The organism is Falsiroseomonas sp. HC035, from assembly GCF_050563525.1.
In the GTDB taxonomy this organism is placed as follows: Bacteria; Pseudomonadota; Alphaproteobacteria; order Acetobacterales; family Acetobacteraceae; genus Falsiroseomonas.
In genome coordinates this window covers 295,648-321,377 of record NZ_JBNXUN010000006.1, presented here as the reverse complement: position 1 = coordinate 321,377, position 25,730 = coordinate 295,648, and the positions used below count along the sequence as shown (strand labels likewise).

The following is a 25,730-nucleotide window of genomic DNA, read 5'->3' as shown; positions in this document are numbered from 1 at the left end:
AGTGCATCAATCCTCATCAGGTGGGTCGGATAAGTCCTCGTACAGGCGGCGCGCCTCTGGGGCCGGGCCGCGCCGCTCGGCCAGCGCCAGCACACGCCACACCCGCACCGTGCCCCCCATGGACAGGGTCAGCACATCGCCTGGCCGCAGCTTGTAGTGCGGCTTGTCCGTCGGCTGCCGGTTGATCCGCACCCGGCCCATCGCAACCTGGCGCGAGCACTCCGCCCGGGTCTTGGCGATGCGCGCGCACCAGAGCCAGAGGTCGAGCCGCTGCCAGCCCTCCTCCGTTGCGACCATCTAGTCCTTGCGCAGCTTGAGCTGGGCCAGCACGGCGAAGGGCGATTCCGGCTTGGGGCCGGAGGAGTATTCGCGCGGCTGCCGATCCCCGCCGCCCCGATCCCGGTCACCCCGGTCCTGGCGCGGAAACCGGTCGCTACCCCGGTCCGGGCCACGGCCCGGCCCGCGATCAGGCCCCCGATCCGGCCGGGGCCCCCGATCGTCGCGCCGCGCCTCCTGCGGCGCCCCTTCCGGACGCGGCGCGCCGCCACCCGGGCGAGGCCCCTCGAAGCGCGGCCGGTCCGGGCGCGGACCCTGGCCCGGGCGCGGGCCCCGCGGCCCATCCTGGCGCGGCCTGTCTTGGCGGGGCCCATCCTGGCGCGGCGCATCGCCGCCGGGCGCGACCTCGACCGGCGGGGAGACGCCGGGCGGCAGCCCGTCCACGCGCCAGTCGCGGCGCGGGCCATGGTCGACGCGCTCGCGCCGCGGCGGCTGGCCGCGCGGTCCATCCCGGCGCGGTCCGTCGCGGCGCGGCTGGCGCAGTTCGGGCGGAATCGGCGGGCCGTAGTAGACGGGTCGCGGGCCGGCATCCGGACGCGGCTCCCGCGCCGCCTGTTCTGGCCGCGGCCCTCGGTTCCTGTCGCCGTCGCGCCGCTCGCCCTGGTGTCTGTCCCCGCGGCGCGGCCCCATCGGCCGGTCCTGCCGCACCACGCTGATCCGCGCCGGCAGTGGCGGGCCGAACTGGCCCTCCTCCAACGGCGGCGACGGCATCAGCCGGAAACCCATCGCCTCCAGCGCCGCGGACAGCGTGTCGCCCTTCACGCCGAGGCGGGAGGCCAGGCCCTCCGGCACCGGCGCCGGCGCGCGCCGGGTCAGGTAGCCCAGCTCACCGGCAATCCGTTCCGCCACATCCAGCCGCAGCAGGACGCGCCCGGCCGGCAGCCAGCCTGCCATGATGGCGAAGCCCTGCGGCCAGGCATCGGGCCCCCGCGGTGCGGCCGCCTCGGCATCGGCGGGCGCTTCCGCCGCCGCATCCGGCCGCGGTTCCGGCAGGGTGATGGACACCAGCCCGGGGTTCGGTAGCAGCGGCGTCGGCAGGTTGCGGCGCAGCGCCCAGAGCTGCGCCCGCAGCGCCATGGCGCGCGGCTTCAGGACGTCCGGCAGGTACATCGCATAGCGCCCGGCGCGGATGCCGATGGCCTTCAGCCGTGCGCGCAACTCCGCCGGAATCTCCCGGTCGGTCGCGCCGGGCGCCAGGCCCATCTGCTCGCGCAGCCGGAAGGCCGGGCCGCGCAGGGTGTTGTCCTCGGCCGCCTTGGCCTCGATCGCCTCCAGCCCGCCGAGGTCGCGCTTCACCAGCGCCTCCAGCCAGTTCGCCAGCCGCACCCGCACACGCTCACGCTGCGCGTTGTCCAGGAACTCCGTTGCGATGACGTCGACATGCGGCTTCAGCGGCTCGGGCCCCGGCCGCAGACGGGCGATCTCCGCATTGTCCCACACTACACGGTGGTGCGGCGTCAGGCGGAAGGCGTCGTCCTTCGCGGTCTCCAGGCTGGCCAGGCGGCGCGGAATTTCCTCCCGCAGCGCGCGCCGGGCCGCTCGCAGCACCAGCCGCTTGTCTTCTTCCTTCGTCGCCTCCGGGTCGGGCTGGAAGTGGAAGCCGGTGACCTTCCCGACGGTATGACCCTCGACCACCACCTCGCCCTGCCGCGTCACGGCGGACAGCAGCGTCTCCTCGGTGTCATCCAGGCGACGGATCAGGTGGGCGGCGCGGCGATCCACGAAGCGGGCGATCAGGCGCTCATGCAGAGCGTCGGACACCGCTTCCTCGGCCTTGCGGGCTTCCGCCTGCTGGCTCGCGGCGTCGGCGATCCAGTCGGCGCGGGCGGCGATGTAGGACCAGATGCGGATGGTGGCGAGCCGCGCCATCAGGGTGTCGAGGTCGCCTTCGACATTGCCCAGCGCCGCGATGTTGCCGGCCACCCAATCCGTCGGCAGCCGGCCTTCGGTCGCGAGATGCCCGAAGATCTTGGCACAGAGCCGCGTATGGCTGTCATCGGCGATCTTCCGAAAATCCGGAACCTGGCAGGCTTCCCACAGCAGCCGCACGCGGGCGCGGCCCTGGCCGAGCTGGCGGATCTCCTGCTCGCGGGACAGGGCGTTCAGCGTGATGTGGTCGACCGCGTCGTTGCCCTTGGACAGGCCGGGCGTCGGCGGCGCGGCGGCGAGGCTGTCCAGCAGCCCGTCGATGCTGGCGAAGTCCAGGTCCGAGTTGCGCCACGCAATCTGGGACAGTGGCTCGAAGGCGTGGCCTTCGATCTGGCGCGCCAGTTCATCGGGCAGGGCCGGACAGTCCGCGGTGGTCCCAAAGGTGCCGTCGCGCATGCCGCGGCCGGCGCGGCCGGCGATCTGGGCGGCTTCCTGGGCGTTCAGCGTGCGGATCTGGTGGCCGTCGAACTTCTTCAGGTCGGCGAAGGCCACATGGTCCACATCCATGTTCAGGCCCATGCCGATGGCATCCGTCGCCACCAGGAAATCCACTTCCCGGTTCTGATACAGCGCCACCTGCGCGTTGCGGGTGCGCGGCGACAGCCGGCCCATCACCACGGCGCAACCGCCGCGGCGCCGGCGGATCGCTTCCGCGATCGCATAGACCTCCGCCGCGCTGAAGGCGACGACGGCGCTGCGCGGCGGCAGCTTCGTCAGCTTGGCGGGACCCGAATGCGTCAACTGCGACAGGCGCGGGCGCGTCTCGATCTCGGCCTGCGGCACCAGCCTTTGCAGCAGCGGGCGGATGGTCTCCGCGCCGAGGAACATCGTCTCGACCATGCCGCGCGCATGCAGCAGGCGTTCGGTGAAGATGTGACCGCGATCCGCATCGGCACAAAGCTGGATTTCATCCACCGCGACGAATTCGGCGCGACGGTCCAGCGGCATCGCCTCCACCGTGCAGGCGAACCAGCGCGCCTCGGGCGGGACGATCTTCTCCTCGCCGGTGATCAGCGCGACGTATCTCTCTCCCTTCGCCGCGACCATGCGGTCGTAGTTCTCCCGCGCCAGCAGGCGCAGCGGGAAGCCGATGATCCCGGAGGCATGCGCGAGCAGCCGGGTGATGGCGAGGTGGGTCTTGCCCGTATTGGTCGGGCCGAGGACGGCGCGGACCCGTGGGGCGAACATCTGACCGTGGGACATATGTGTATTCGACGAGGTCCGTGGGGGCGGAGGTTGCGTGGCACGGCGCCGCGCCCTTGGCAACTGCGGCGGCCCATGCGGGCGCCGTCCGCGGCGCCGCGCAAACGCTTCGGAAGCGTGATCTTCACGCTCTCAACGATGCGGTAACCTCCCGCGTCCAACCTGACCCCGTGGCCGCATCGGGCCATGCGAGGGGGCAGGAGGCCCGGCATGTCGATCATGGCTCGACGTCAGACCGCACTCGTCAATGGCACGCGGCTGGCCTGGTTCGCCGGCATCGGGTCGCTCGCCGGCCTGGGATTGGCCGCCGGGCTGTACCTGGCTTGGCAGGACCCCGCCGGGCGATCGCCTTCAGCCGATGCGCCGGCCCTGCTGGAACCGCGGAGGCCGGAGCCTGCCACCCTGGCCGGCATGGGTCGCGCCATGGCGGCGCTGGAGCGGGACCTGGGCGTCTGGCACCGCCTGGTGGCGCCGCAGGGGCCGCTCGACCTCGCCTCGCTGCGCGCCGGGCTGCGCGGCGATCCCACGCCGCCATCCGCCCCGGCCCGGGAAGCGGAGGAAGCGGCGGAAGCGGCGGCGACCGCCTGGAACCCTGGCCGCCTGGTCCTGGTCGTGCTGGCGGTGCTGCTGGCCTCCGTCACGCTGGTGGCCGGGGTGGCGGCGCTGCTGCTGGAACGCTCGCTGCTGGGGCCGTTCCGGGCGCTGCGCGCCGCCGCCACGGCGCTTGTGGAGGGGGACCTGGACCAGCCCATCCCGGGCCTCGGCCGCGACGACGAGGCCGGTACCCTGGCCCGCGCGCTGGAGGGTGTGCGCCACCTGGCGCTGGCCGCCCAGGCCGAGCGGGACGCCGAGCCGGCAAGCCTTGAGGAGGCCGGGCTGCAACTGGAGGCGGCGGCCCGCCGCATCGAATGCGCCGCCGCCGCCGCCGCGGCCCTGGCACTGGAGGCGACGCTGGACCTCGGGCAGGCGCACCCATCCGGCGTCGCCCAGGGCGTCCGGGACCTGTCGCACCAGGTTGTGGCGATCCGCGCGGCGACGGAGCGCGCGCTGGATGCCATCGGCCACCTGTCCCAGGCCGCCGCGCCGGTCAGCACCAGCCAAGCGGCGGCAACCCGGGTGCCGGAGGAAGCACGCCTGGGCTGACCGCGCCGACGGCCCTGAGGGTCGGGCGGCGACATGCGGCTGGCGTTCCCGGCCGACCCGGACCCCGGTCTGGTTGGGGGCCTTGGCGGGGCCTGCGGCGCAGGTCAATTTGCGCCCGGTGAACGCCGCAACCCGCTTTGCCCTGCTCTACAGCGCCCAGTTCGTCGCGGTGGGCATCACCCTTCCCTTCCTGCCAGCGGTGCTGACAGCGCGCGGCATGTCGCCGCAGGAGGTCGGCGTGCTGCTGGCCACCGCCTCCGCCGTGCGACTGGTGGCGGGGCCGCTGGGCGGGCGGCTTGCGGATGCGCTGGGCGATGCGCGGCTGGTGCTGGCGGTGGGGGCCGGCCTCGCCACGCTGGTGGCCAGCGGCCTGCTGCTGCCGGCCGGTTTCCTGCTGCTGCTGCTGGTGATGGCGCTGCACAGCGCCGCCTTCGCGCCGGTGGTTCCGCTGACCGATGCGCTGGCCGTCACCGCATCCCGGGGCGCCGATGGACAGCGGACCGGCGGCTTCGACTATGCGCGGGTGCGCGCCGCCGGCAGCATCGCCTTCATGCTGGCGGCCATCGCCTGTGGCCAGGCGGTGGCGCTGTTTGGCATCGATGCGGCGGTGTGGCTGCTGATTGCGGGGCTTGGTGCGACCTCGCTGGCCGCGCTGGCCCTGCCGCCGGTCGTCCCGCGCGCCGGCCGGGTGGTGTCCCGCGGCTGGGCCGGGTTCTTCGCGCCGCTCCGCATCCCGGCGATGCGACGGCTGATGCTGGTCTCCGCGCTGATCCAGGGCAGCCATGCGATGTACTACGGCTTCGGCACGCTGCACTGGCAGGCGGCGGGGCTGGGCGCCGGGCTGATCGGCGGGCTGTGGGCGGTGGGCGTGCTGGCCGAGATCGCGCTGTTCCTGTGGGGGCGCGGGCTGGTGGCGCGGCTCGGGCCGGTTGGCTTATCGGTGGTCGCGGCACTCGCGGGGGTGCTGCGCTGGGCGGTCACGGCCGTCACGGTGGACCCGCTGTTCCTGTTCCCGGCCCAGGCGCTGCATGCCGGCACCTTCGCCATGCAGCACCTGGCGATGATGGCGGTGCTTGGCCGCGTGGTGCCGCCAGCCGAGGCGGGCACGGCGCAGACCCTGCACGCGGCGCTCGGCGTCGGGTTGTGGATGGGGCTGCTGGCGCTGGCCAGCGGGCCGCTCTACGCCGCCTTCGGCGGGACCGGCTTCTGGTTCATGGCCGGGCTCTGCGCGCTCGCGGTGCCGGCCAGCCTGTGGCTGGCAGCCGCTCTACGCCGCTGAGGGCAGATCTTCCCAACCCGCGCCGTGCCAGATGCGCGGGATGATGCGGGCGCGGCCATCCTCCACCAGGATGCGGTTGTAGGCGTTCGGCGTGCCGCGCAGCCGTACGGAGGTGGCGCTGCCGGATTGCGCCACCACCAGCCCGCCTTCCCGCACCGGACGCACATCGCCGAGATGCAGATGCCCGGTCAGCACCAGCCGCACATCATGCCGGGCGAAGGCCGCCAGCGCCGGCTCGGAATTGCCGACCAGCCGCGCGCCGGGGTTGAGTTGCGGCGCCAGGAAGGGGTGGTGCGCCACGACGATCCGGAACAGGCCCGGCGGCAGCGCCGCCAGCCGGCCTTCCGCAATGGCCAGCCGGCTGCCCGAAACCCGGCCGCGCGCCCAGTTCAGGTACAGCCCGCCGCGGCGGGCGGTGTTCATGCCGACCACGGCAATCTCGGCATCCTCGAAGACCGGCTCCGTCGCCTCCTGCACGTGGCGGCGCCAGCGGCGGTAAGGGTCGGAGAAGCGCTCGACCAGGTTGTAGGGCGACATGTCGTGGTTGCCCGGCACCACCAGCAGCGGCGCCGGCAGGGCGCGCAGGAAGTCCATCGCCGCGATGAATTCATCGTGCCGTGCCCCCTGCGTCAGGTCGCCGGAGACGGCGATGAGGTCCGGCGCCCACTCCGCGACCTCCTGCGCCAGGGCCGCGACCACGGCCGGGTCCTCCGCACCGAAGTGCAGGTCGGACAGATGCGCGATGCGACGCGTCATGGGGCCGTTTCGGCCGCCGTCTCAGGGGAGGGCACGATGACGCGCAGCGCGCCGGGATGGATGCGGTAGACCAGCGGCGGCGGAATCAGCAGCGCCTCGCCATCGTTCATCACCCGCAGCGCCGTGCGGGCGGAGCCGATGGTCACCACCTTCGCCGTACGCTCCTGCACCAGGCGGGAGCCACGCCAGGTTCCGAGGAACATGCCCGCCATCATCTTCACCCACCACCACGCGCCATAGCGACGTGCCACATACAGGGCGAGTTCCCCTGCATCGAGGCGCTGGCGGGTCATCATCATCCCGAAGCCTTCGTCGTAGCGGTTGTTCGCCACCGCCAGGGCCCGGGTCCACAGCCGCACCGTACGCCCCTGTTCCAGTGCCACCGAGAGCCGCATCGGCCGGTGCCGCCATTCGGAGCGTAGCGCCGCCAGGGCGAAGATCAGGCGCGGCCGCCAGCCGGCCTTGCCGCGCCCGCGTTCCCGGTGGCGGCCGAGCCAGGACGGGGTGCCGAGGACGGAGGAGCATAGGAAGACGTGGCCGTTCACCTCCGCCACGTCGATGGTCCGGATGGTGCCGTGCGCCAGCGCCTCCGCCGCCGCCGCCAGTTCCAGCGGGATGCCGAGGTCCTTGGCCAGCATGTTCATGGTGCCGAGCGGCAGGATGCCGAGTGCGGTGTCCTTGCCCATCAGCCGCTCGGCCGCAGCCATGATGGAGCCGTCGCCGCCGCCCACCACCACGGCCTGCGCGCCCATGGCCACCGCCTCGTCCAGCCGGGCCAGGAGGCCTTCGGCATGGTCGGGCACCAGCACGGCCTCAAGCCCGGCATCCTTCAGGTGGCGGGTGACCTCCGCCTCGATCGTGTCGCGGCCGAGGGCGGTGCCGGAGGAGGCGTTGATGACCACGGCGATGCGCATCGCCGGAGCGGCGTGGGGCATCGCCGGAGCGGCGTGGGGCATCGCCGGAGCGGCGTGGGGCGTCGCCGTGGCGGCGTGGGGCGTCGCGGTGGCGGCGAGGTGCGGGGACGTGGCGACAGGTTCGGGCGACGTGGCTCAGGTTCCGGAAGGGGCGGGCGATGTCAGAATGCGCCGGAGCGCCATCGGTTCGCCAGCATCCTTCGTCGGTGCAAATAAAACGGCTACACGCCCTCAGGGCACCGCGACGAGAAAGTCGGAGGAGACCCAGCCGACGAAGCCGCGCGGCGTGCGCACCTGCCACCACTGCTGAGACATGGCGAGCCGTTCCACCAGCGTGCCCTCCGGCAGCGCGCCCGTGGCCTCACCAGCCGGGTTGCGACGGAAGGTGAGGGTGGAGGGCGCGACGCCCTGCACGCGGAAGCGCGGCAGGCGTTCCGGCACCAGGGTGGGCGTGGGAGCCGGGCTCAGCGCGTCCAGCGCCACAGCCACTTCCAGCCGCATCCGGTCACCCACCGGGTGCGCCCCGACGACGGAGGGGTCGAAGGCCAGCCGTGTGATGTCCCACTTGTTGCGCTGGGGGATGCCCAGCGTCGCATGCACCTCCGCATGGGTCAGGATGGTCGCCCGCGTCACCGGGATGGCGTAGCGCCGGGCGAGTTGCGCCACCACGGCCACCATCGTGTCCCATTGCAGCTTCAGCAGCGGCGCTGCGCCACCGGCGAAAGGGTGTTCCTCCGCCTGGTGCATGCAGCACATGGAAACGCCGATGGCGCCCGTATTGGCGTTCAGCGTGTGCGAGGCCGGCGGCAGCCCGGAGCCGCGCGCATTGGCGGCGATGGACCGGTCCCCGCGCACCAGCGCGCCGGTGCCCTCGATCAGGATGTGGTAGGATTTGCGGTCCGTGGCGTTGGCCGCGTGGCGCCCGGCGGTCCAGTGCACATGGATTCGCTCCATGCGGGCGTCGGGCATCCAGTCCTTCGGGATGAGGTCGGCCATGGCGGTTCCGATCGGCCTGTGGGACGCGCGGATACGCTACCACAACGAAATGCCGATGCCGCTCAAGAAAAAGGGCGCGGCCCCTGCGGACCGCGCCCCTCAACCAACCGATGCGGCTTTGGTCAGGCGGCCTTGGCCATTCCGCGCAGCACGTAGTTCAGGATGCCGCCGTTCTTGTAGTACTCGACCTCATCCGCCGTATCGACGCGGCAGAGCAGGCTGGTCTGGTGCGTCGAGCCGTCCGGGCGGTGGATCACCAAGCCGACCTGCATGCGGGCCTTGAGGTCCTCGAGCCCGATCAGGTCGATGGTCTCGGCGCCGGTGATGCCCAAGGTCTGGCGGGTCTCGCCATTCTGGAACACCAGCGGCAGCACGCCCATGCCGACCAGGTTCGAGCGGTGGATGCGCTCGAAGCTCTCGGTGATCACGGCCTTCACGCCGAGCAGGAAGGTGCCCTTCGCGGCCCAGTCGCGGGAGGAGCCGGTGCCGTATTCCTTGCCGCCGAAGATCACCAGCGGCACGCCCTCCGCCTTGTACTTCATCGCCGCGTCGTAGATCGGCAGCACCTCGCCGGAAGGATGATGCTTGGTCATCCCGCCCTCGATCCCCGGCACCAGCTCGTTGCGGATGCGGGTGTTGGCGAAGGTGCCGCGCATCATGACTTCGTGGTTGCCGCGGCGGGCGCCGTAGCTGTTGAAGTCATGCTGGCGCACCTGGTGTTCCAGCAGGTAGTCACCGGCCGGCGAGGCCTTCTTGATGGCACCGGCCGGAGAGATGTGGTCGGTGGTGATGCTGTCCGCCAGGCAGGCCAGCACGCGCGCGCCGGTGATCGGCGGGATCGACGGGATCTCCATCGTCATGCCGGTGAAGTAGGGCGGGTTCTGCACGTAGGTGGACCCGCCGTTCCAGCGATAGGTGTCGCTGTCGGTGTCCACGCGGATCGCCTGCCACTGCGCCGGTCCCTTGAACACGTCGCCGTAGCGCTGCATGAACATTTCCCGGGATACGGCGGAGTGAACCGTATCGTTGACCTCTTTCTGCGTCGGCCAGATGTCCTTCAGGTAGACCGGCTGGCCGTTGCTGCCGGTGCCGATCGGGTCGGCGGTCAGGTTCAGCTTCACCGTGCCGGCCAGGGCATAGGCGACGACCAGCGGCGGCGAGGCCAGGTAGTTGGCGCGGACGTTGGCGTGGACGCGGCCTTCGAAGTTGCGGTTGCCGGAAAGGACGCTGGAGACGACCAGCTTGTTGTCCTCGATCGCCTCCAGGATCGGGTCTTCCAGCGGGCCGGAATTGCCGATGCAGGTGGTGCAGCCATAGCCCACGGTCTGGAAGCCGAGCGCATCCAGGTCCGCCGTCAGCCCGGCCTTGTCGAGGTATTCGGTAACGACCTGCGAACCCGGCGCCAGCGAGGTCTTCACCCAGGCCTTCGGCCGCAGCCCCAGCGCCCGCGCCTTGCGCGCCACCAGGCCCGCCGCGACCATGACGTAGGGGTTGGAGGTATTGGTGCACGACGTGATCGCCGCGATCACCACGTCACCATGGCCGAGGTCGTAGTTGCGGTCCGCCACCGGCACGCGCAGGTCGGCCTTGTCGCCCGGCACGCCCATGGTGCCGGCCGCGAGGTCCTTGCCGAAGCTGGACGAAACCTGCGTCAGCGGCACGCGGTCCTGCGGCCGCTTCGGCCCGGCCATGGAGGGCTCGACCGTGGACAGGTCGAGTTCCATCGTGTCGGTGAACACCGGGTCGGGCGTCGAGGCATCGCGCCACAGGCCCTGCGCCTTCGCGTAGGCTTCCGTCAGCTTGATGCGATGCTCGTCGCGGCCGGACAGGCGCAGGTAGTCGATGGTGGTCTGGTCCACCGGGAAGAAGCCGCAGGTCGCGCCGTATTCCGGGGCCATGTTGCCGATGGTGGCACGGTCGGCGAGCGCCATGTCCTCCAGGCCCGGGCCGTAGAATTCGACGAACTTGCCGACCACGCCCTTCTTGCGCAGCATCTGCGTCACGGTCAGCACCATGTCGGTGGCCGTCACGCCCTCTCGGACCTTGCCGACGAGCCGGAAGCCGATGACGTCCGGGATCAGCATGGCGATGGGCTGGCCGAGCATCGCGGCCTCGGCCTCGATCCCGCCGACGCCCCAGCCGAGCACGCCGAGGCCGTTCACCATGGTCGTGTGGCTGTCGGTGCCATAGCAGCTATCCGGGAACACGTAGGTGTCCGGGCCGTCCTGCGCGGTCCAGGCGACCTGCGCCAAATACTCCAGGTTCACCTGGTGGCAGATGCCGGTGCCCGGCGGCACGACGCGGAAATTGGCGAAGGCGGACTGGCCCCAGCGCAGGAACTCATAGCGCTCGCCGTTGCGCTCGAATTCCACGTCGACGTTCTTCTGCAGCGCGCCCGCGGTGCCGGAGAAGTCCACCATCACCGAATGGTCGATCACGAGGTCGACCGGCACCAGCGGATTCACCTTCTTGGGGTCGCCGCCAAGGCTGTCCAGCGCATCGCGCATCGCGGCCAGGTCGACCACGGCCGGAACGCCCGTGAAGTCCTGCAGCAGGATGCGGGCCGGGCGGAACGGCACCTCCTTGGTGGAGGAGCCGTTTTCCAGCCAGGCGACGACGGCCTTGGCGTCGTCCACGGTGTAGCTGCGGCCATCCTCGAAGCGCAGGACGTTTTCCAGCAGCACCTTCAGGCTGACCGGCAGGCGGCTCGGATCGCCGATCGCCGCGGCAGCCTCGGGCAGGCTGAAGTAATGATAATCCTTGCCGTCCACCTTGAGGGTACGGCGGGTCTTCAGGCTGTCCTGCCCGATCATCCGCATGGTCCGGGGTCCCCGTCTGGCCTTGCGCCGGCCTGGGTGCCACCCCGGAAGCGGGGCGCCTTGCGCCAGGTCGGGCGCGGTTCCGCCCCGGCGCTTTCGCGACCGCGGCTTGCGGCTTAAACCACAGGCCTCCGGGCCGGTCCATCCGCCAGCCCGCCTTATGCGGGGATGGTATGCTGGAAGCGCGGGATTTGGCCTGTTGGCGGGGCGACCGCGCGATCTTTGCCGGACTTTCCTTCACCCTGGAGGCGGGGGGCGCGCTGCTGCTGCTCGGCGCGAACGGTGCGGGAAAGTCGAGCCTGCTGCGGCTGCTGGCCGGGCTGATCCCGGCGGCCGAGGGGCAGTTGCTGTGGGATGGCCAGGATGCGCTGGCGGATCGCGTCGGCCATGCCGCGCGGCTGCGCTACCTGAGCCACCAGGACGCGCTGAAGCCCTCGCTCTCGGCCGTGGAAAACCTCCGGTTCTACGCCCGTCTGTGGGGCGGCGACGTGGCGGCCGCGCTGGCTGCGGTCGGCCTGGCGGAGCTGGCCGACCTGCCGGCGCGGGTGCTGTCCTCCGGCCAGAAGCGACGGCTGGCGCTGGCCCGGCTGGCGCTGGCGCCGGTGCCGCTGTGGCTGCTGGACGAGCCGACGGTGGGTCTGGATGCGGCCTCCGTCGCACGACTCGGCGGCCTGCTCGCCACCCACAGGGCGGCCGGGGGCGCCGTGCTGGCCGCCACCCACCTGCCGCTGCCGCTTCCGGGCGCGCGGGAGCTGGCGCTTTGAGAGGTTTCAGCGCCGTCCTCGGGCGGGAAATCCGCCTCGCCCTGCGGCATCCGGCCGATGCGCTGGCGGCGGTGCTGTTCTTCGTGCTGGTCTGCGCCCTGTTCCCCTTCGGCATCGGCCCCTCGCCGGAGGTCCTGGCGCGGATCGCCCCCGGCGCCCTGCTCGCCGCGGCGCTGCTGGCCGCGCTGCTGCCGCTGGACCGCCTGTTCGGGGCCGAGGCGGAAGACGGCTCGCTCGACCAGCTTCTGCTGTCCGGCCTGCCGCCGGCGGGCCTCGCCGCCGCGAAGGCGCTGGGCCACTGGGTGGTCACCGGCCTGCCGCTGCTGCTCGCCACGCCGGTCGCCGCCGCCATGCTGAACCTGCCGGTGGAGGCCTGGGGCGTGGCGATGCTGGCGCTGGGGCTGGCGACTGGCGTGCTGTCGCTGTTCGGCACGGCGGGGGCGGCGCTGACGCTCGGCGCCCGGCGCGGCGGCGTCCTGCTGCCGCTGCTGGTGCTGCCGCTGTCGATCCCGGCGGTGATCTTCGGCGCCGCCGCGATCGAGGCCGCCGCCGCCGGCCTGTCCGCGCGCCCCTACCTGCTGCTGCTGGCCGCCCTGCTGGCGCTGGCCGCGCCGCTGGCGCCGCTGGCCGCCGGGGCTGCGCTGCGCGGGGATTAACCCCTTCCACACGCCGAGGCGGTGATCCGGCAGGTGGCGAGCGGGTCGCGCGACCGGCACTCGGCGATCGCGTCCCGCTCCGCCACCGCCTGGGTCGGCCCCGATCCGGCGGAGAGCGAGGTCACCACGTAGGAGTCCGGGTTCGAGGTCATGAACATCGCCCACTGGCTGCGCTTCACGCCATGTGCGGCGGCACCGCAGGCGGCGGTGAACTCGGCCAGGATGCGGCAGCCGGGACCGGCGGAGGAGCAGGTGCGTTCCGCGACCCGGTGCGCCGCCATCCGGTCCCGCTCGCCCACCACCAGGCCGAAGGCGGCGGAGGGGGTGCGGGCGCCATAAATTACGCCGTGGCCCGTGGCGGGGCGGGTGGCTGCGGGCAGCGGGCGTGGCGCCGGTGCGGCCGGAGCCTGGATGTTCGGTGCCTGGATGATCGGCGCCTGGACCCTGCGGTGTGCCACCGACTGTGGGCGCAGCGCCTGCGGATGGGAGGTTCGGAGCGCGGCGGGGGTCGCATGCGCAGGTCCTGCACCCGGCTGCCGGCCGCGACCGCTGGCCTCGGCGGTGGCGCGGCCGCTCTGCTGTGTCAGGTAGGCGACGGTCGCGGCGCAGCGGATGGCGCAGGCCTGTGCCGCATTGGTCCGGGCTCCACTCGTTTGGGCACATTCCGCGCGGCACATCGCGCCGGCCTCGGGGTGCAGGCTGCGGGACTGGGCCTTGGCGGGCGCGGCCAGCCCGGGCAGCACCAGCATGGCACCGAGGAACAGGGCAGGGGCGGCGCGGCGGAGCAGGCTGGGGCGCATCGGGCAGGTCCTTGGGAGGGCGCCCCCTTGTTGGGGCCGCGTCGTGGCGCCTTTCTGCCGGCCCGACCTTGCAGGGCGATGTTGCGCTGTTGCCGTTACCGTTTGGTTCGTTTCGCGGAACGTCGCGTTGCGCGACACGCAATGTGACTTCTGTTTCGCGCCGGCGTAGGCAGCGCGGCCATGGATCTGCCGATGGAACTGCCCGAACTCCCCGTCTCCGAAGCGCTGCCCCGCCTGCTGGCGGCGCTCCGCGAGGGCTCCAACGCTGTCCTGGTCGCCCCGCCCGGCGCCGGCAAGACCACGCTGGCACCCCTGGCGCTGATGGCCGAGCCCTGGGCGCAGGCCGGCAAGATCCTGGTGCTGGAGCCGCGCCGCGTCGCCGCCCGCGCCGCCGCCCGACGCATGGCCGATCTGCTGGGGGAGCCCGCACCGGGTGGCACCATCGGCCTGGCGACCCGGCTGGACCGCATGGTCTCCGACCGCACGCGGGTCGAGGTGGTGACGGAGGGCCTGCTGGTCCGCCGGCTGCAATCGGACCCGGGCCTTGATGGCGTCGCTGCCGTGCTGTTCGACGAGGCGCATGAGCGCAACCTTGACACCGACCTGGCGCTCGCCTTCTGCCTCGACGTGCAGCGCGCGCTGCGGCCGGAGCTGCGACTGCTGGCGATGTCCGCGACGCTGGATATTTCGCAGTTCGTGTCCCTGCTGGGCGATTGCCCGCTGGTCGAGAGCCTCGGCCGCGCCTTCCCGGTGCAGATCGAACACCGCCAGCGCGACCTGAAGGACTCCCGGGATTTGCCGGAGGCGATGGCGGCGGCGATCCGGGAGGCGCTCGCGAAACATCCCGGCGACGTGCTGGCCTTCCTGCCCGGCTGGGGCGAGATCCGCCGCACCGCGGACCGGCTCTCGGGCGTCGATGCCGAGGTGCTGCCGCTGCATGGCGAGATGCCGCCGGCCGAGCAGGACCGCGCATTGAATCCCTCGGATCGCCGAAAAGTCGTCCTGGCGACCTCGATTGCGGAAACCTCGCTGACGGTGCCGGGGGTGCGGATCGTGGTGGATGGCGGCTTCCGGCGCACTCCGCGACTCGACCCCGCCTCCGGCCTGGCGCGGCTGGCGACGGTGCGGATCAGCCGGGCGGCGGCGGACCAGCGCGCCGGCCGCGCCGGGCGCACCGCCCCGGGGGTTGCGATCCGGCTGTGGTCGGAGGCGCTGCATCGCGGCCTGCCGTTGCAGGACCGGCCGGAGATCCTGGAGGCCGAGCTTTCAGGTCTGGCATTGGACTGCGCCGCCTGGGGCGCCGCGCCGGCCGATCTTCCGTTCATCGATGCACCCCCCGCCGGCGCTCTGGCGGCGGCGCGGGCGCTGCTGGCGGATCTCGATGCGCTGGATCCGCAGGGTCGCATCACCACCATGGGCCAGGGCATGGCGCGGATGGGCACGCATCCACGACTCGCCCGGATGCTGTTGGCCGCGGTGGACGAGGGGGAGAAGGCGCTCGCCGCCGACCTCGCTGCGTTGCTCGAGGAGCGCGATCCGATCCGGGGCCGCGACCAGCCCTCCGACATCAACTCGCGGCTGGAACTGCTGCATGGCGCGGACCATCCGGACGCGGACCGCGCCACCATCCAGCGCATCCGCCGCGCCGGCGCGCTGCACCGCAAGCGCCTGCGCCTGCACGGTTCGGCGCTGCCGGGCGGGGAGGCCGGGCCGTTGCTGGCGGCGGGATTCCCGGACCGCATCGCCGCGCGCCGCGGCAGCATGGACGGCGCCTTCCGGCTGGCCTCGGGTCAGGGTGCGCGTCTGATGGCGACCGACCCATTGTCCCGCGCGCCGCTGCTGGCCGTCGCCGACCTGGAATTGCAGGGAACCGAGGCGCGCATCCGCATGGCCGCCAGGCTGGACCGCGCCGCGCTGGAAAGCCGCTTCCCCGAACGCCTGCGCTGGGTGGAGGGCGCCGCCTTCGATGCCCGCGCCGGCGCCGTGCTGGCCCGCCGCCGCCTGGTCTTCGGCCCGCTGGTGCTGGAGGAACATTTTCTTCAATCGCCCGACCCTGGCGTGATGGCGGCCGCACTGGCGACTGCCATCGCCGAGCGCGGGCTGCGCGACCTCGACTGGTCGAACGCCGCGAAGCAACTGCGCGCCCGCATCGGCTGGATGCGCCGGGCGGAGGAGGGCGGCGACTGGCCGGACCTTTCCGATGCCGCGCTGGCGGCCACCGCGCCGGATTGGCTGGCGCCGCACCTGCATGGTCGCACGAAACTGACCGAGGCGAAGGCGCTGGACCTCGTCGCCGTGCTGCGCGGGATGCTGCCCTGGGAGGCGCAGCGGCGGCTGGAGGCGGCCTTGCCGGCACGGCTGGACCTGCCCGCCGGCCGCAGCGCCGCCATCGACTATGACCGGGACGTGCCGACGCTGGAGGCGCGCGCGCAGCACCTGTTCGGCCTGCCCGGCCTGCCGAAGCTGGCCGGTGGGCGCGTGCCCTTGCAGGTCTCCCTGCTGTCGCCCGCCGGCCGGCCCATTGCGGTGACCGGGGACCTCGAGCGCTTCTGGCATGGCGGCTGGGCGGAGGTGCGGCGGGAGATGCGTGGCCGCTATCCGCGCCACCCCTGGCCAGAGGAGCCCTGGGCCGCGCAGCCGCCGCCACCGCGAGGTTCTTGACCAGGCCGGAGGGACAGGATGGTGTGATGCCAGCGGAAGACCATATGAAGCGCGGCCTGCCTGCCCCCGGAGAGCCCATGTCCACAGTCCTCAGCCGCCGCGCCCTCGCCGGCCTCGCCCTGCTGCCCGTGGTCGGCTGCGCCGCGCCGCCGGCCCAGGCTCAGCGCGGTGCGCTGCTGCCGGATTTCGCCGATCTGGCGGAACGGGTGCTGCCGGCGGTGGTCAGCATCTCCGTCACCTCCGAGGCCCGCGCGGACATTCCGCCGGAACTACGCGGCACACCCTTTGAGCGCTATTTTCGCGAACGGGAGCGTGGTCGCGGCCGTGGGCCGCAGGTGCAGGGCGCCGGCTCCGGCTTCGTGATCGACCCGGCCGGGCTGCTGGTCACCAACAACCACGTGATTGGCAACGCCACGCGGGTGCAGGTGACGTTCCAGAACGGCCAGGAGTACCAGGCACGCCTGGTCGGATCGGACGAGCTGACCGACCTCGCCTTGCTGCGGATCGAGGCGCGCGGAACCCTGCCGGCGCTGGCCTGGGGCAGCTCGGCCGCCATGCGCGTCGGCAACTGGGTACTGGCGGCGGGCAACCCGTTCGGCCTCGGCGGGTCCATCACCTCCGGCATCGTCTCGGCGCGGGGGCGGGAGATCGGCGCCGGGCCGTTCGACGACTTCATCCAGACCGATGCGCCGATCAATCCCGGCAATTCCGGCGGCCCGCTGTTCAACACGGCGGGCGAGGTCATCGGCATCAACACCGCCATCTACTCGCCCTCCGGCGCCTCCGCCGGCATCGGCTTCGCGGTGCCGTCGGACCTGGCGCGCGGCGTCATCGACCAGCTGCGCGGCAGCGGGCGGGTGGAGCGCGGCTGGCTTGGCGTCTCGGTCCAGGATGTCGGCAGCGAGCCAGGTGCCACGCCCGCCGCCACGCCGGCCGGCGCCGTGCTGGTGGCGGGGGTGGAGCGTGGCAGCCCCGCCGCGCGGGCCGGCCTGCGCCAGGGCGACCAGGTGGTGGCGATCAACGGGGAGGCGGTGGCGACCAGCCGGGCGCTGGTGCGCGGCATCGCGGCCGTGACGCCGGGCCAGACCGTGCGCCTGTCCATCCTGCGCAACGGAAGGCCGACCGAAGTGCCGGTGCAGGTCGGACGGCGACCGACAGCGCCCGGCTGAGGGTTAAGCACTCGTCATCTCAAGGCGCCCGGCCGGGCAGGTGACGCCAAGCCACCCGGCGCCCTATCCTGCCGCATTGGTAAGAAGGCCCAGACACCCATGCGGATCCTGCTGGTGGAGGACGACGTCGAGGTCGCCCGCTTCGTGAAGAAGGGGCTGCAGGAGGCTGGCCACACGGTCGAGCACGCGGCGAACGGCCGCGACGGCCTGTTCCTGGCGGCCTCCGAGCCGTTCGACGTGCTGGTGCTGGACCGCATGCTGCCCGGCGGCGTGGATGGCGTGCGCCTGGTGGAGACCCTGCGCGGGCAGGGCAACCTCTCGCCGGTCCTGTTCCTGTCGGCGCTGACCGCGGTCGATGAGCGGGTGAAGGGCCTCAAGGCCGGCGGCGACGACTACCTGACCAAGCCCTTCGCCTTCGCGGAATTGTTGGCGCGGGTCGAAGCGCTGGGCCGGCGCCCCTCGGCGGAGGTGCCGACGACGCGGCTGAAGGTGGCCGACCTGGAGCTCGACCTGCTGTCCCGCACCGTGACCCGCGGCGGCAAGCGGATCGACGTGCAGCCGCGCGAGTTCCGGCTGCTGGAACACCTGATGCGCCATGCCGGCCAGGTGGTGACGCGGACCATGCTGCTGGAGAAGGTGTGGGACTACCACTTCGACCCGCAGACCAACGTCATCGACGTGCATGTCAGCCGCCTGCGCCACAAGCTGGACAAGGGCTTCGACCGGCCGCTGATCCACACCGTGCGCAATGCGGGGTACATGATCCGCGCCCAGGCATGAGGTGGTGACCCCCGGCCTGGCGGAACTGCCGCTGATCGGACTGCTGCGCAGCGCCTCCGGCCGCTTCGCGCTGCTGTTCACCGCGCTGTTCGCCGCCGCCGCGACCGCCGCGGCCGTTGTGCTGTGGTGGAACACTGCCGGCGCGCTGGACCGGCAGACCGATGCCGCGATCCGCGCCGATGCCACGGCCCTGGCGGAACGTCGCCAGGATGCCGGCATCAGCGGGCTGATGACCTCGATCGCGGACCGCATCGCGCTCGATGTGCAGAACGAGGCGCTGTACCTGTTGCAGTCGCCGGACCGCACGACCCTCGCCGGCAACCTCGAGGCGTGGCCGGAGGAGGCAGAGGGCGACCCGCTCTGGATTCGCATCCCGCTGCTGCGTGAGGATTCGGAAAGCGAGGCGCGGCTGCTGCGCATCGACCTCGGCGAGGGCTACCGCATGCTGGTCGGCCGCGACGTGGCGGAGAAGCTGCGGCTACGGGCGCTGCTGAGCGAAGGCATCGCCTGGGCTGCCGCATCGTCCGCCGCCATCGCCGTGCTGGGCGCCTGGCTGCTGCGGCGCGCGCTGGAGGACCGGCTTGCGCCGGTCTACGGCACCGCGGCGGCGATCAGCGGCGGCGACCTGTCCCGACGCGTGCCGCTTTCCGACCGGCAGGACGAGTTCGACAGGCTCGGCATGACCATGAACGCCATGCTGGACCGCATCGCGCAGTTGATGGCGGGCGTACGCGGTGTCTCGGATGCCATCGCGCACGACCTGCGCACGCCGATCGCGCGCGCCCGGGCGAAGCTGGAGGAGTCGCTGAGCGCCGCCTCGGACGAGGAGGCGCTGCGGGCGGCGGTGGAACAGGGCATCGCGGACCTCGACGACATCGCCCGTGTCTTCAAGGCTGTGCTGCGCATCGCGGAGGTCGAGGCCGGCGCCCGCCGCGCCGCCTTCGCGCTGCTGGATTTGGCGCCGATGCTGGCCGATGCGGCGGAGCTGTACGGCGCCGCGGCCGAGGTGGGAGAACAGGTGCTGGAGACCAACCTGCCGGAGGCGCTGCCCCTGGTGGGCGACCGCGACCTGCTGCTGCAAGCGGTGGCGAACCTTCTGGACAACGCGCTGAAATTCAACCCGGCGGGTGGCCGCGTCGTCCTCTCGGCCCGGCAATCCGGCAATGTGGTCGAGATCGCGGTCGCCGATGACGGCCCGGGCCTCGCGGTGGCGGACCGGGTCCGGGTGGGCGAGCGTTTCTTCCGCACCGATGCGGCGCGCACCACGCCGGGGTCCGGCCTCGGCCTGTCCCTGGTCCGCGCGGTGGTGGCGCTGCATGGCGGGGAGGTGGTGCTGGCCGACAGCCATCCGGGCACCGTGCCGCCGGGCCTCACCGTGACGCTGCGCCTGCCCGTGGGCTGACCGGTGGCGGAGCAGGCCTTCTGGCACCCCGCGCTGGCCGGCGCGGGCGCGGTGCTGGCCGGCATCGGCCTGGCGCGCTTCGCCTATGTGCCGCTGTTCCCGGCCATGGTGGGCGAAGGGTGGGTGGATGGTGCCGGCGGCGGCCTGCTCGGTGCGGCGAATCTCGCGGGCTACCTGCTCGGCGTGCTGGGCGGCCGGGCGCTGGCGGCGCGGGCTGGCGTGGCGCGGGTGCTGGATGCCGGCATGGCGCTGGCGCTGCTTTCGTTCCTGGCCTGCGCGGTGCCCGGCGGGCTGTGGTGGTTCGTGCTGTGGCGCGGTCTCGCCGGCGTCGCGGGCGGGCTGCTGATGGCGCTCGCCGGACCATCGGTGCAGGCCAGCGTGGCGCCGGAGCGTCGCGGCATGGCGGGCGGCGTGGTGATGGCGGGGGCCGGCAGCGGCGTCGCGGTGGTGGGGCTGCTGGTGCCGCTGCTGCTGTTGGGCGGCCTCAGCCTGGCGTGGGGCGGCCTTGCCGTGGCTGTCGGGCTGCTGTGGGTCGCGGCGCGGCCGCACTGGCCGAACCCGCCGGCCCTGGCGGCGGCGGAGGCGGCGCAGGCGGTGCCGCGGGCGGCGCGGCTGCTGCTGGCCTATGGTCTGTCGGGCGCCGGGATGGTGGCGCCGATGGTCTACCTGGCGGACCTCGCGGTGCGCGGGCGCGGGCTCCCGGTGGAGGCGGCCTCCCTGGTCTGGGTGCTGTTCGGGCTGGGCGCGGTGGCGGGCACGCTGCTGGGCGGGGGGGTCGCCGGGCGGATCGGCGGGCGGCGGGCGGTGCCGATCTGGCTGGCGGTGCAGGTGGCGGCGTTGGCCGCGACATTGGTGCCGTGGTGGCCGGCGCTGCTGCTGGCCGCCCCGCTCGGCGGCTTCGCCGGCATCGGCGTGACGGCGGTGACGCTGGCCGCGGCGCGGGAGGCGGCGGGGGTGCAGGCCGGGGTGCTGTGGGTGCGCGCGACGGCGACCTATGCGGTGGCGCAGGCGGCGGTCGCCTTCGCCCTGGCCGCGCTGTTCGCCGGAACCGGCGAAAGCCACGCCGCCGTGTTCGGCGTCGGACTGGCTCTGTCCGTGGCGGCGCTGACCGCAGCCCTGGCGCGCCGCTGAGCGCAAGGAAATGGCGGGACCCCGGGGAAGGGGCCCCGCCGAGTTGGGGATGCCGGCCAGATCGGGGGGAGGGTCGGCACGGCATCCGAGGGAGAGACGGGCTGCGGGAGAAGGGCAACCCGAGACCCGTTATGACAGCAGGATGTTTCCCGATCCTTTCCGGCGCCGGGCTTGCCCGGTCTTTTCGCTCGCCACCGCAGGGCTTAAGCCTGCGCCGCATTCTCGGAGGGACTGGAGCGCATGGCGCAGGATGGGGGCCAGGGACTGCCGCTGGCCGGGCTGAAGATCGTCGAGCTGGGCCACTACATCGCCGGGCCCTTTGCGACGCGGCTGCTGGCCGATCTCGGCGCGGAGGTCATCAAGGTGGAGCCGCCGGAGGGCGATCCGATCCGCGGCTGGGGCAGCCGGCACAACGGCCATCCCGTCTGGTTCAGCATCCACGCCCGCAACAAGCTGTCGGTGACCCTGAACCTGAAGGACGCGGCGGACCGCGCCCGGCTGTTGAAGCTGTGCGCCCGCGCCGATGCCTTGGTGGAAAACTTCCGCCCCGGCTTCCTGGAGCGCATCGGCCTGGGGCCGGATGTGCTGCACGCCGAAAACCCGCGCCTGGTCATCGCCCGCGTCTCCGGCTTCGGCCAGGACGGCCCGTACCGGGACAAGCCGGCCTTCGGCTCGATCGGGGAGGCGATGGGCGGGCTGCGCCACCTGACTGCGACGCCGGGCGTGACGGAACACGCGCCGCCGCGCTGCGGCGTTTCGATCAGCGACGACCTGGCCGGCATGTACACCGCGCTGGCGGTGGCGGCCGCCTGCTGGGGCCTCAAGGGCAATCCGGAGGCGCGCGGCCGCATCATCGATGTCGACCTCGTCGGCAGCGTGTTCAGCCTGATGGAGGGGATGCTGCCCGAGTACGGCCTGACCGGCGCGGTGCGGCAGCCGGCGGGGTCAGCCATCCTGACCGCGGCGCCGACCAACACCTATCTCTGCGCCGATGGCAAATGGCTGTGCATCGGCGGCAATTCGGACCCGATCTTCCGGCGGCTGTGCGACGCCATCGGCCGGCCGGAAATGGCTGCCGACCCTCGTTTTGCCGACAACCGCGGCCGTTGCGCCAACATGGCGGAGATCGACGGCGAGATCGGCCGCTGGACCCGCACCCTGTCGGCCGCCGAGGCCGAGGCGGTGCTGGAGGCGGCGGACATCCCCTGTTCCCGCCTGTACGACATGCGCGACTGCGCCGAGGACCCGCATTTCCAGGCCCGCCAGACGGTGATGCGGGTCGAGGACCCGCTGATCGGCGAGACCCTGCTGCACCCGGCCGCGCCCTTCCGCTTCGATGGTGTCGCCCCGCGCGACATGGTGCGCTGGACGGGGCCGGCCGTAGGCGCGCACAACCACCACGTCTTTTCCGAATTGCTGGGGGAGAAAAACGATGGCTGAGGCGGTGATATCCGAGGTCGCGCCGCGCGACGGGCTGCAATCCATCGGCCCCTTCGTGCCGACCGCGTCGAAGATCGAACTGGTCCGCAGGCTGCACGCCGCTGGCCTGCGGCGGATGGAGGTGGGGTCCTTCGTCAGCCCGAAGGCGGTGCCGCAGATGGCAGATACCGGCGCGGTGCTGGAAGCCGCGCTGGCGCTGCCCGGCCTGGAATGCACCGTGCTGGCGCCGAATCGCCGCGGCTTCGAGGCGGCGCGTGCGGCGGGCGCGCAGCGCGTCGGCGTGTTCATGTCCGTCACCGAAAGCCACAACCTGGCCAATGTGAACCGCAGCCGCATGGACAGCTTTTCCGATTTGTCCGGCATCGTGGCCGATGCCGTGGCTTCGGGCATGCAGCTTCGCTTCAACCTGTCCTGCGCCTTCCACTGCCCGTTCGAGGGCGTGGTGCCGGAAGACGATGCGCTGGATTGGGTGGAGCGGGTGATGGCGCTCGATCCGGGCATCGAGATCTCGATCTGCGACACCACCGGCAATGCCGCGCCGGACCAGGTGCATCGCGTGTTCGAGAAGGCGATCCGCAGCTGGGGTCCCCGCTTCGCCTTCCACGGCCACGACACCTACGGCATGGGCGTCGCCAACTGCGCCGCGGCGTGGGAGGCCGGTTGCCGGGTGTTCGACAGCGCCGCCGGCGGCCTGGGCGGCTGCCCCTTCGCGCCGGGCGCCACCGGCAACGTCGCGACGGAGGATGTGGCCTGGCTGTTCCGGCGCATGGGTGTGGCGACGGGCGTGGAGTGGAACGCCCTGCTGGCGGCGGCGGATTTCGCGGCGGACATTCCGGGCGCGCTGCCGGGCGGGCGGATGCGGGCGGTTCCGGCCGCTCGGGCCGCGTAACGACCTCGCCTCGGCTGCCGTGCCCTGTTAGAACAGGGCCATGCGCGCCGTCCTTGCCTTGTTGCTGCTGATTGGCCTCGCCGCCTGTGGCAGCAGCCGCACTGCCTCCGTCGCACCGCTGCGGCCGCAGCTGGGCGAGCCGATTTCGTGCGTGCCTTATGCCCGCGCACGGTCCGGCGTGAGCCTGGCCGGCGATGCCTGGCAATGGTGGGACGCGGCAGCCGGGCGGTATGACCGGGGCGTGGCGCCGCGGCCGGGCAGCGTGCTGGTCATTGGCCGCACCGGGCGGATGCGGCTCGGCCATGTCGCGGTCGTCTCCCGCGTGGTCGGGCGGCGGGAGGTGCTGGTGGACCACGCCAATTGGGCGACCGGCGCGGCGCGCGGGCGGATCACCACGGATCAGCGCGTGGTCGATGTCTCGGCCGGCAATGACTGGTCGCTGGTGCGGGTCTGGTATCCCCCGATCAACGCGCTCGGCAACACCGCCTACCCGGCGCGCGGCTTCATCCACCCGCAGGCGCGCTACGCCGGCGGCTGAAGCGCTTTCCGGCGCAAGCCGAACACGTCATCCTGTGCGCAACGAAACCCGAGGAACCCCGAGATGCACCCCACCCGCCGCCTGCTGCTGGGCGCTACCCTGGCGACCGCGCCCCTCCTGTCCGCCCGTGCCCAGGCCACCTGGCCGAACCGCCCGGTGCGCTTCGTGGTGCCGTTCCCGGCGGGGTCCAGCCCGGACCTGACCGGCCGGGTGGTGACGGCGCATCTGGCGACGGCGCTGGGCCAGCCCGTGGTGGTGGAGAATCGCGCCGGCGCCGGCGGCAACATCGGCACGGACATCGTCGCAAAGGCGACGGACGAGCACACCATTGGCCTGTCCATCAACGGCCCGCTGTCCACCGCCCCGGCGCTGTTCCCGAACCTGCCCTACGACCCGAAGCGGGACCTGGTCGCGATCTCGCTGCTGGTGCGCGGGCCGCAATTCCTGGTGGTGAACAAGGACCTGCCGGTGACGGACCTCGCCGGCTTCATCGCCCATGTCCGCGCCAATCCGGGCAAGCTGGCCTTCGGCTCGGTCGGGCCGGGCTCGGGCGGGCATCTCGGCATGATCGACCTGATGGCCAAGGCGGGGGGGCTGGAGATGCTGCACGTGCCCTATCGCGGCTTCCCCGACGCGACGCTGGATCTGGTCGCCGGCCGAATCCAGGCCATGGTGGTGACGACGGCGGCGGTGATGGGCCAGGTGCGGGATAACAGCATCCGGGCGCTGGCCGTCACCTCCGCCAACCGCTTCGCGCTGACGCCGGCGGTGCCGACGCTGGCGGAACAGGGCATTGCAAACGCCGAATCCTATGGCTGGCAGATCATGGTGGCACCGGCCGCCACCCCGCCGGAGCGCATCGCGCGGCTGGCGGCGGAGGCGCAGCGGGCGCTGCGCGAGCCTGCCGGGCGCCAGCGCCTGGAGGCCGCGGGTTTCGAGGTGATGGCCAGCACGCCCGCCGAGGCCTCCGCCTTCCTGGCCGAGGAGACCGACCGCTGGGGCGGCATGATCCGGCGGCTCGGCATCCGGATGGATGCGTAAGGGCATCGCTGGCCAGAGCCGAAACCACTGAACGGTGACCGGCGCGGCGGCGTTCCTGCGCCGTTCCGCTGAACCATCTGGCACGCCTGCCGTTGCCCCCGGAGACACACCGGGAGAACGCCCATGTTCCTGCGCATCGACAAGCTGCAGACCGAATTGCCGCCGCCGAAGCGGAAAGACCCCAACGAGGCCGCCGCGCTGCAGGAACTGCTCGGCGGCAAGTATGGCGAGATGTCGACCCTCGGGAACTACATGTTCCAGAGCTTCAACTTCCGCAGCAAGGCCAAGCTGCGCCCGTTCTACAGCCTGGTCGCCAGCATCACGGCCGAGGAGCTGGGCCATGTCGAGCTGGTCAGCAACGGCGTCGCCATGCTGAACAACGGCCCTGACAGCGAGGGCGACGACACCGGCGATGGCGGCGACATCTCCGGCGCACCCTTCGACGCGATGAAGGAGATCCGGCTGGCCGGCGGCTTCTTCTCCCACGCCGGCGGCGCGATGCCGATCAACAGCAACGCCATGTCCTGGAACGCCGACATGGTGACCACCACGGGCAACGTCGTGGTCGACCTGCTGCACAACTTCCACCTGGAATGCGGCGCGCGTCTGCACAAGCTGCGGGTCTATGAGTCGGTGAAGGATCCGACTGCGCGGGAGGTCTGCGGCTACCTGCTGGTGCGCGGATCGGTCCATGCCCACGCCTATGCGCTGGCACTGAAGCAGATCACCGGGGCCGACATCACCAAGGTGCTGCCGACGCCGAACATCCCGCTGGGCAACATCCCGGAATGCCAGAAGTACCTGGATGAGGGCTCCCACCGCCGGCTCTATCGCTTCTCCCCGAACGACTACAAGGAGATGGTGGGGATCTGGGGCAATGGCGAAACCGCGCTGCCGGGCGACCCGCCGGGCGAGCTCGAGGTGATCGACGGCATGCCGGAGGGCGGCAAGATCCATCAGCTGGTCGGCGTGCCCTCGGCCTTCACGCCGGACTACGCGCCGGAGGAGATGTTCGAGATCGCCGAGAAGCTCACCAAGATGGGCCGGTAACCAAGCCGGGCCAGTTGGGCAGCAAGGGGGCCGG

At 72.4% G+C, this 25,730-nt stretch carries 21 protein-coding genes; 14 read left to right on the top strand and 7 right to left on the bottom strand.

The window, feature by feature from the left end; all coding sequences use genetic code 11:
• Positions 1-6: 6 nt before the first annotated feature.
• Both ACLF3G_RS15810 and ACLF3G_RS15805 read right to left on the bottom strand, forming a co-directional pair.
• The gene (locus tag ACLF3G_RS15810; protein WP_430670352.1) at positions 7-297 is read right to left on the bottom strand and encodes an RNA-binding S4 domain-containing protein; all 291 of its coding nucleotides are present in this window, start codon (positions 295-297) and stop codon (positions 7-9) included.
• Positions 298-3,468 carry a helicase-related protein gene (locus tag ACLF3G_RS15805; RefSeq protein ID WP_430670351.1) on the bottom strand — a complete coding sequence of 1,057 codons (3,171 nt, stop codon included), beginning with the start codon at positions 3,466-3,468 and terminating at the stop codon, positions 298-300.
• Between the two features lie 219 nt (positions 3,469-3,687).
• Between ACLF3G_RS15805 and ACLF3G_RS15800 the strand changes: the two genes are divergently transcribed.
• Positions 3,688-4,611 carry a HAMP domain-containing protein gene (locus tag ACLF3G_RS15800; protein WP_430670350.1) on the top strand — a complete coding sequence of 308 codons (924 nt, stop codon included), beginning with the start codon at positions 3,688-3,690 and terminating at the stop codon, positions 4,609-4,611.
• A gap of 118 nt (positions 4,612-4,729) precedes the next feature.
• Positions 4,730-5,890 (top strand): MFS transporter, encoded by a 1,161-nt coding sequence (locus tag ACLF3G_RS15795; RefSeq protein ID WP_430670349.1) that lies wholly within the window; start codon positions 4,730-4,732, stop codon positions 5,888-5,890.
• Here ACLF3G_RS15795 and ACLF3G_RS15790 read toward each other — a convergent pair.
• From ACLF3G_RS15790 to acnA, 4 genes are all read right to left on the bottom strand, one after another.
• Positions 5,879-6,646 carry a metallophosphoesterase family protein gene (locus ACLF3G_RS15790; protein WP_430670348.1) on the bottom strand — a complete coding sequence of 256 codons (768 nt, stop codon included), beginning with the start codon at positions 6,644-6,646 and terminating at the stop codon, positions 5,879-5,881. The genes ACLF3G_RS15795 and ACLF3G_RS15790 overlap by 12 nt on opposite strands.
• A complete protein-coding gene (locus ACLF3G_RS15785) occupies positions 6,643-7,581 on the bottom strand; it encodes a diacylglycerol/lipid kinase family protein (protein ID WP_430670347.1) in 939 nt (312 codons plus the stop codon). Before ACLF3G_RS15785 ends, ACLF3G_RS15790 begins: the two co-directional genes overlap by 4 nt.
• 210 nt (positions 7,582-7,791) lie before the next feature.
• Positions 7,792-8,556 carry an N-acetylmuramoyl-L-alanine amidase gene (locus ACLF3G_RS15780; RefSeq protein ID WP_430670346.1) on the bottom strand — a complete coding sequence of 255 codons (765 nt, stop codon included), beginning with the start codon at positions 8,554-8,556 and terminating at the stop codon, positions 7,792-7,794.
• A gap of 122 nt (positions 8,557-8,678) precedes the next feature.
• Entirely contained in the window at positions 8,679-11,375 is a 2,697-nt protein-coding gene (acnA, locus tag ACLF3G_RS15775) for an aconitate hydratase AcnA (RefSeq protein ID WP_430670345.1), read from the bottom strand.
• A gap of 173 nt (positions 11,376-11,548) precedes the next feature.
• Here acnA and ccmA point away from each other — a divergent pair, with 173 nt between their 5' ends.
• Together ccmA and ccmB are read left to right on the top strand one after the other, a co-directional pair.
• A complete protein-coding gene (ccmA, locus tag ACLF3G_RS15770; RefSeq protein ID WP_430670344.1) occupies positions 11,549-12,139 on the top strand; it encodes a heme ABC exporter ATP-binding protein CcmA in 591 nt (196 codons plus the stop codon).
• Positions 12,136-12,795 carry a heme exporter protein CcmB gene (gene ccmB, locus ACLF3G_RS15765; RefSeq protein WP_430670343.1) on the top strand — a complete coding sequence of 220 codons (660 nt, stop codon included), beginning with the start codon at positions 12,136-12,138 and terminating at the stop codon, positions 12,793-12,795. The genes ccmA and ccmB overlap by 4 nt, the downstream gene beginning before the upstream one ends.
• Here the strand turns inward: ccmB and ACLF3G_RS15760 are convergent.
• Positions 12,792-13,595: a DUF4189 domain-containing protein gene (locus tag ACLF3G_RS15760; RefSeq protein WP_430670342.1), complete on the bottom strand. Its 804-nt coding sequence runs from the start codon at positions 13,593-13,595 to the stop codon at positions 12,792-12,794. The two genes, ccmB and ACLF3G_RS15760, sit on opposite strands and share 4 nt — an antisense overlap.
• A 180-nt stretch (positions 13,596-13,775) precedes the next feature.
• Here ACLF3G_RS15760 and hrpB point away from each other — a divergent pair, with 180 nt between their 5' ends.
• The 10 genes from hrpB to ACLF3G_RS15710 all read left to right on the top strand — a co-directional run bounded on the left by hrpB (position 13,776) and on the right by ACLF3G_RS15710 (position 25,696).
• Positions 13,776-16,256 (top strand): ATP-dependent helicase HrpB, encoded by a 2,481-nt coding sequence (gene hrpB, locus ACLF3G_RS15755; RefSeq protein ID WP_430670341.1) that lies wholly within the window; start codon positions 13,776-13,778, stop codon positions 16,254-16,256.
• Between the two features lie 77 nt (positions 16,257-16,333).
• The gene (locus ACLF3G_RS15750) at positions 16,334-17,425 is read left to right on the top strand and encodes a trypsin-like peptidase domain-containing protein (protein WP_430670340.1); all 1,092 of its coding nucleotides are present in this window, start codon (positions 16,334-16,336) and stop codon (positions 17,423-17,425) included.
• A 99-nt stretch (positions 17,426-17,524) separates the two neighbouring features.
• Positions 17,525-18,205, top strand: a complete 681-nt coding sequence (locus ACLF3G_RS15745; protein ID WP_430670339.1) for a winged helix-turn-helix domain-containing protein — start codon at positions 17,525-17,527, stop codon at positions 18,203-18,205.
• Positions 18,206-18,209: 4 nt separating this feature from the next.
• On the top strand, positions 18,210-19,607 hold the full coding sequence (locus ACLF3G_RS15740; protein ID WP_430670338.1) for a sensor histidine kinase: 1,398 nt from the start codon (positions 18,210-18,212) through the stop codon (positions 19,605-19,607).
• Between the two features lie 3 nt (positions 19,608-19,610).
• Positions 19,611-20,738 carry a YbfB/YjiJ family MFS transporter gene (locus ACLF3G_RS15735; RefSeq protein WP_430670337.1) on the top strand — a complete coding sequence of 376 codons (1,128 nt, stop codon included), beginning with the start codon at positions 19,611-19,613 and terminating at the stop codon, positions 20,736-20,738.
• Between the two features lie 240 nt (positions 20,739-20,978).
• Positions 20,979-22,178, top strand: coding sequence for a CaiB/BaiF CoA transferase family protein (locus tag ACLF3G_RS15730; protein ID WP_430670336.1), 1,200 nt, complete (start codon positions 20,979-20,981; stop codon positions 22,176-22,178).
• On the top strand, positions 22,171-23,067 hold the full coding sequence (locus tag ACLF3G_RS15725) for a hydroxymethylglutaryl-CoA lyase (protein ID WP_430670335.1): 897 nt from the start codon (positions 22,171-22,173) through the stop codon (positions 23,065-23,067). The genes ACLF3G_RS15730 and ACLF3G_RS15725 overlap by 8 nt, the downstream gene beginning before the upstream one ends.
• A gap of 40 nt (positions 23,068-23,107) precedes the next feature.
• Complete coding sequence (locus ACLF3G_RS15720; RefSeq protein ID WP_430670334.1) at positions 23,108-23,605, top strand: CHAP domain-containing protein; 498 nt, start codon at positions 23,108-23,110, stop codon at positions 23,603-23,605.
• Between the two features lie 63 nt (positions 23,606-23,668).
• On the top strand, positions 23,669-24,646 hold the full coding sequence (locus tag ACLF3G_RS15715) for a Bug family tripartite tricarboxylate transporter substrate binding protein (protein WP_430670333.1): 978 nt from the start codon (positions 23,669-23,671) through the stop codon (positions 24,644-24,646).
• Positions 24,647-24,769: 123 nt separating this feature from the next.
• The gene (locus ACLF3G_RS15710) at positions 24,770-25,696 is read left to right on the top strand and encodes a manganese catalase family protein (protein ID WP_430670332.1); all 927 of its coding nucleotides are present in this window, start codon (positions 24,770-24,772) and stop codon (positions 25,694-25,696) included.
• The last annotated feature ends 34 nt before the right edge of the window (positions 25,697-25,730 follow it).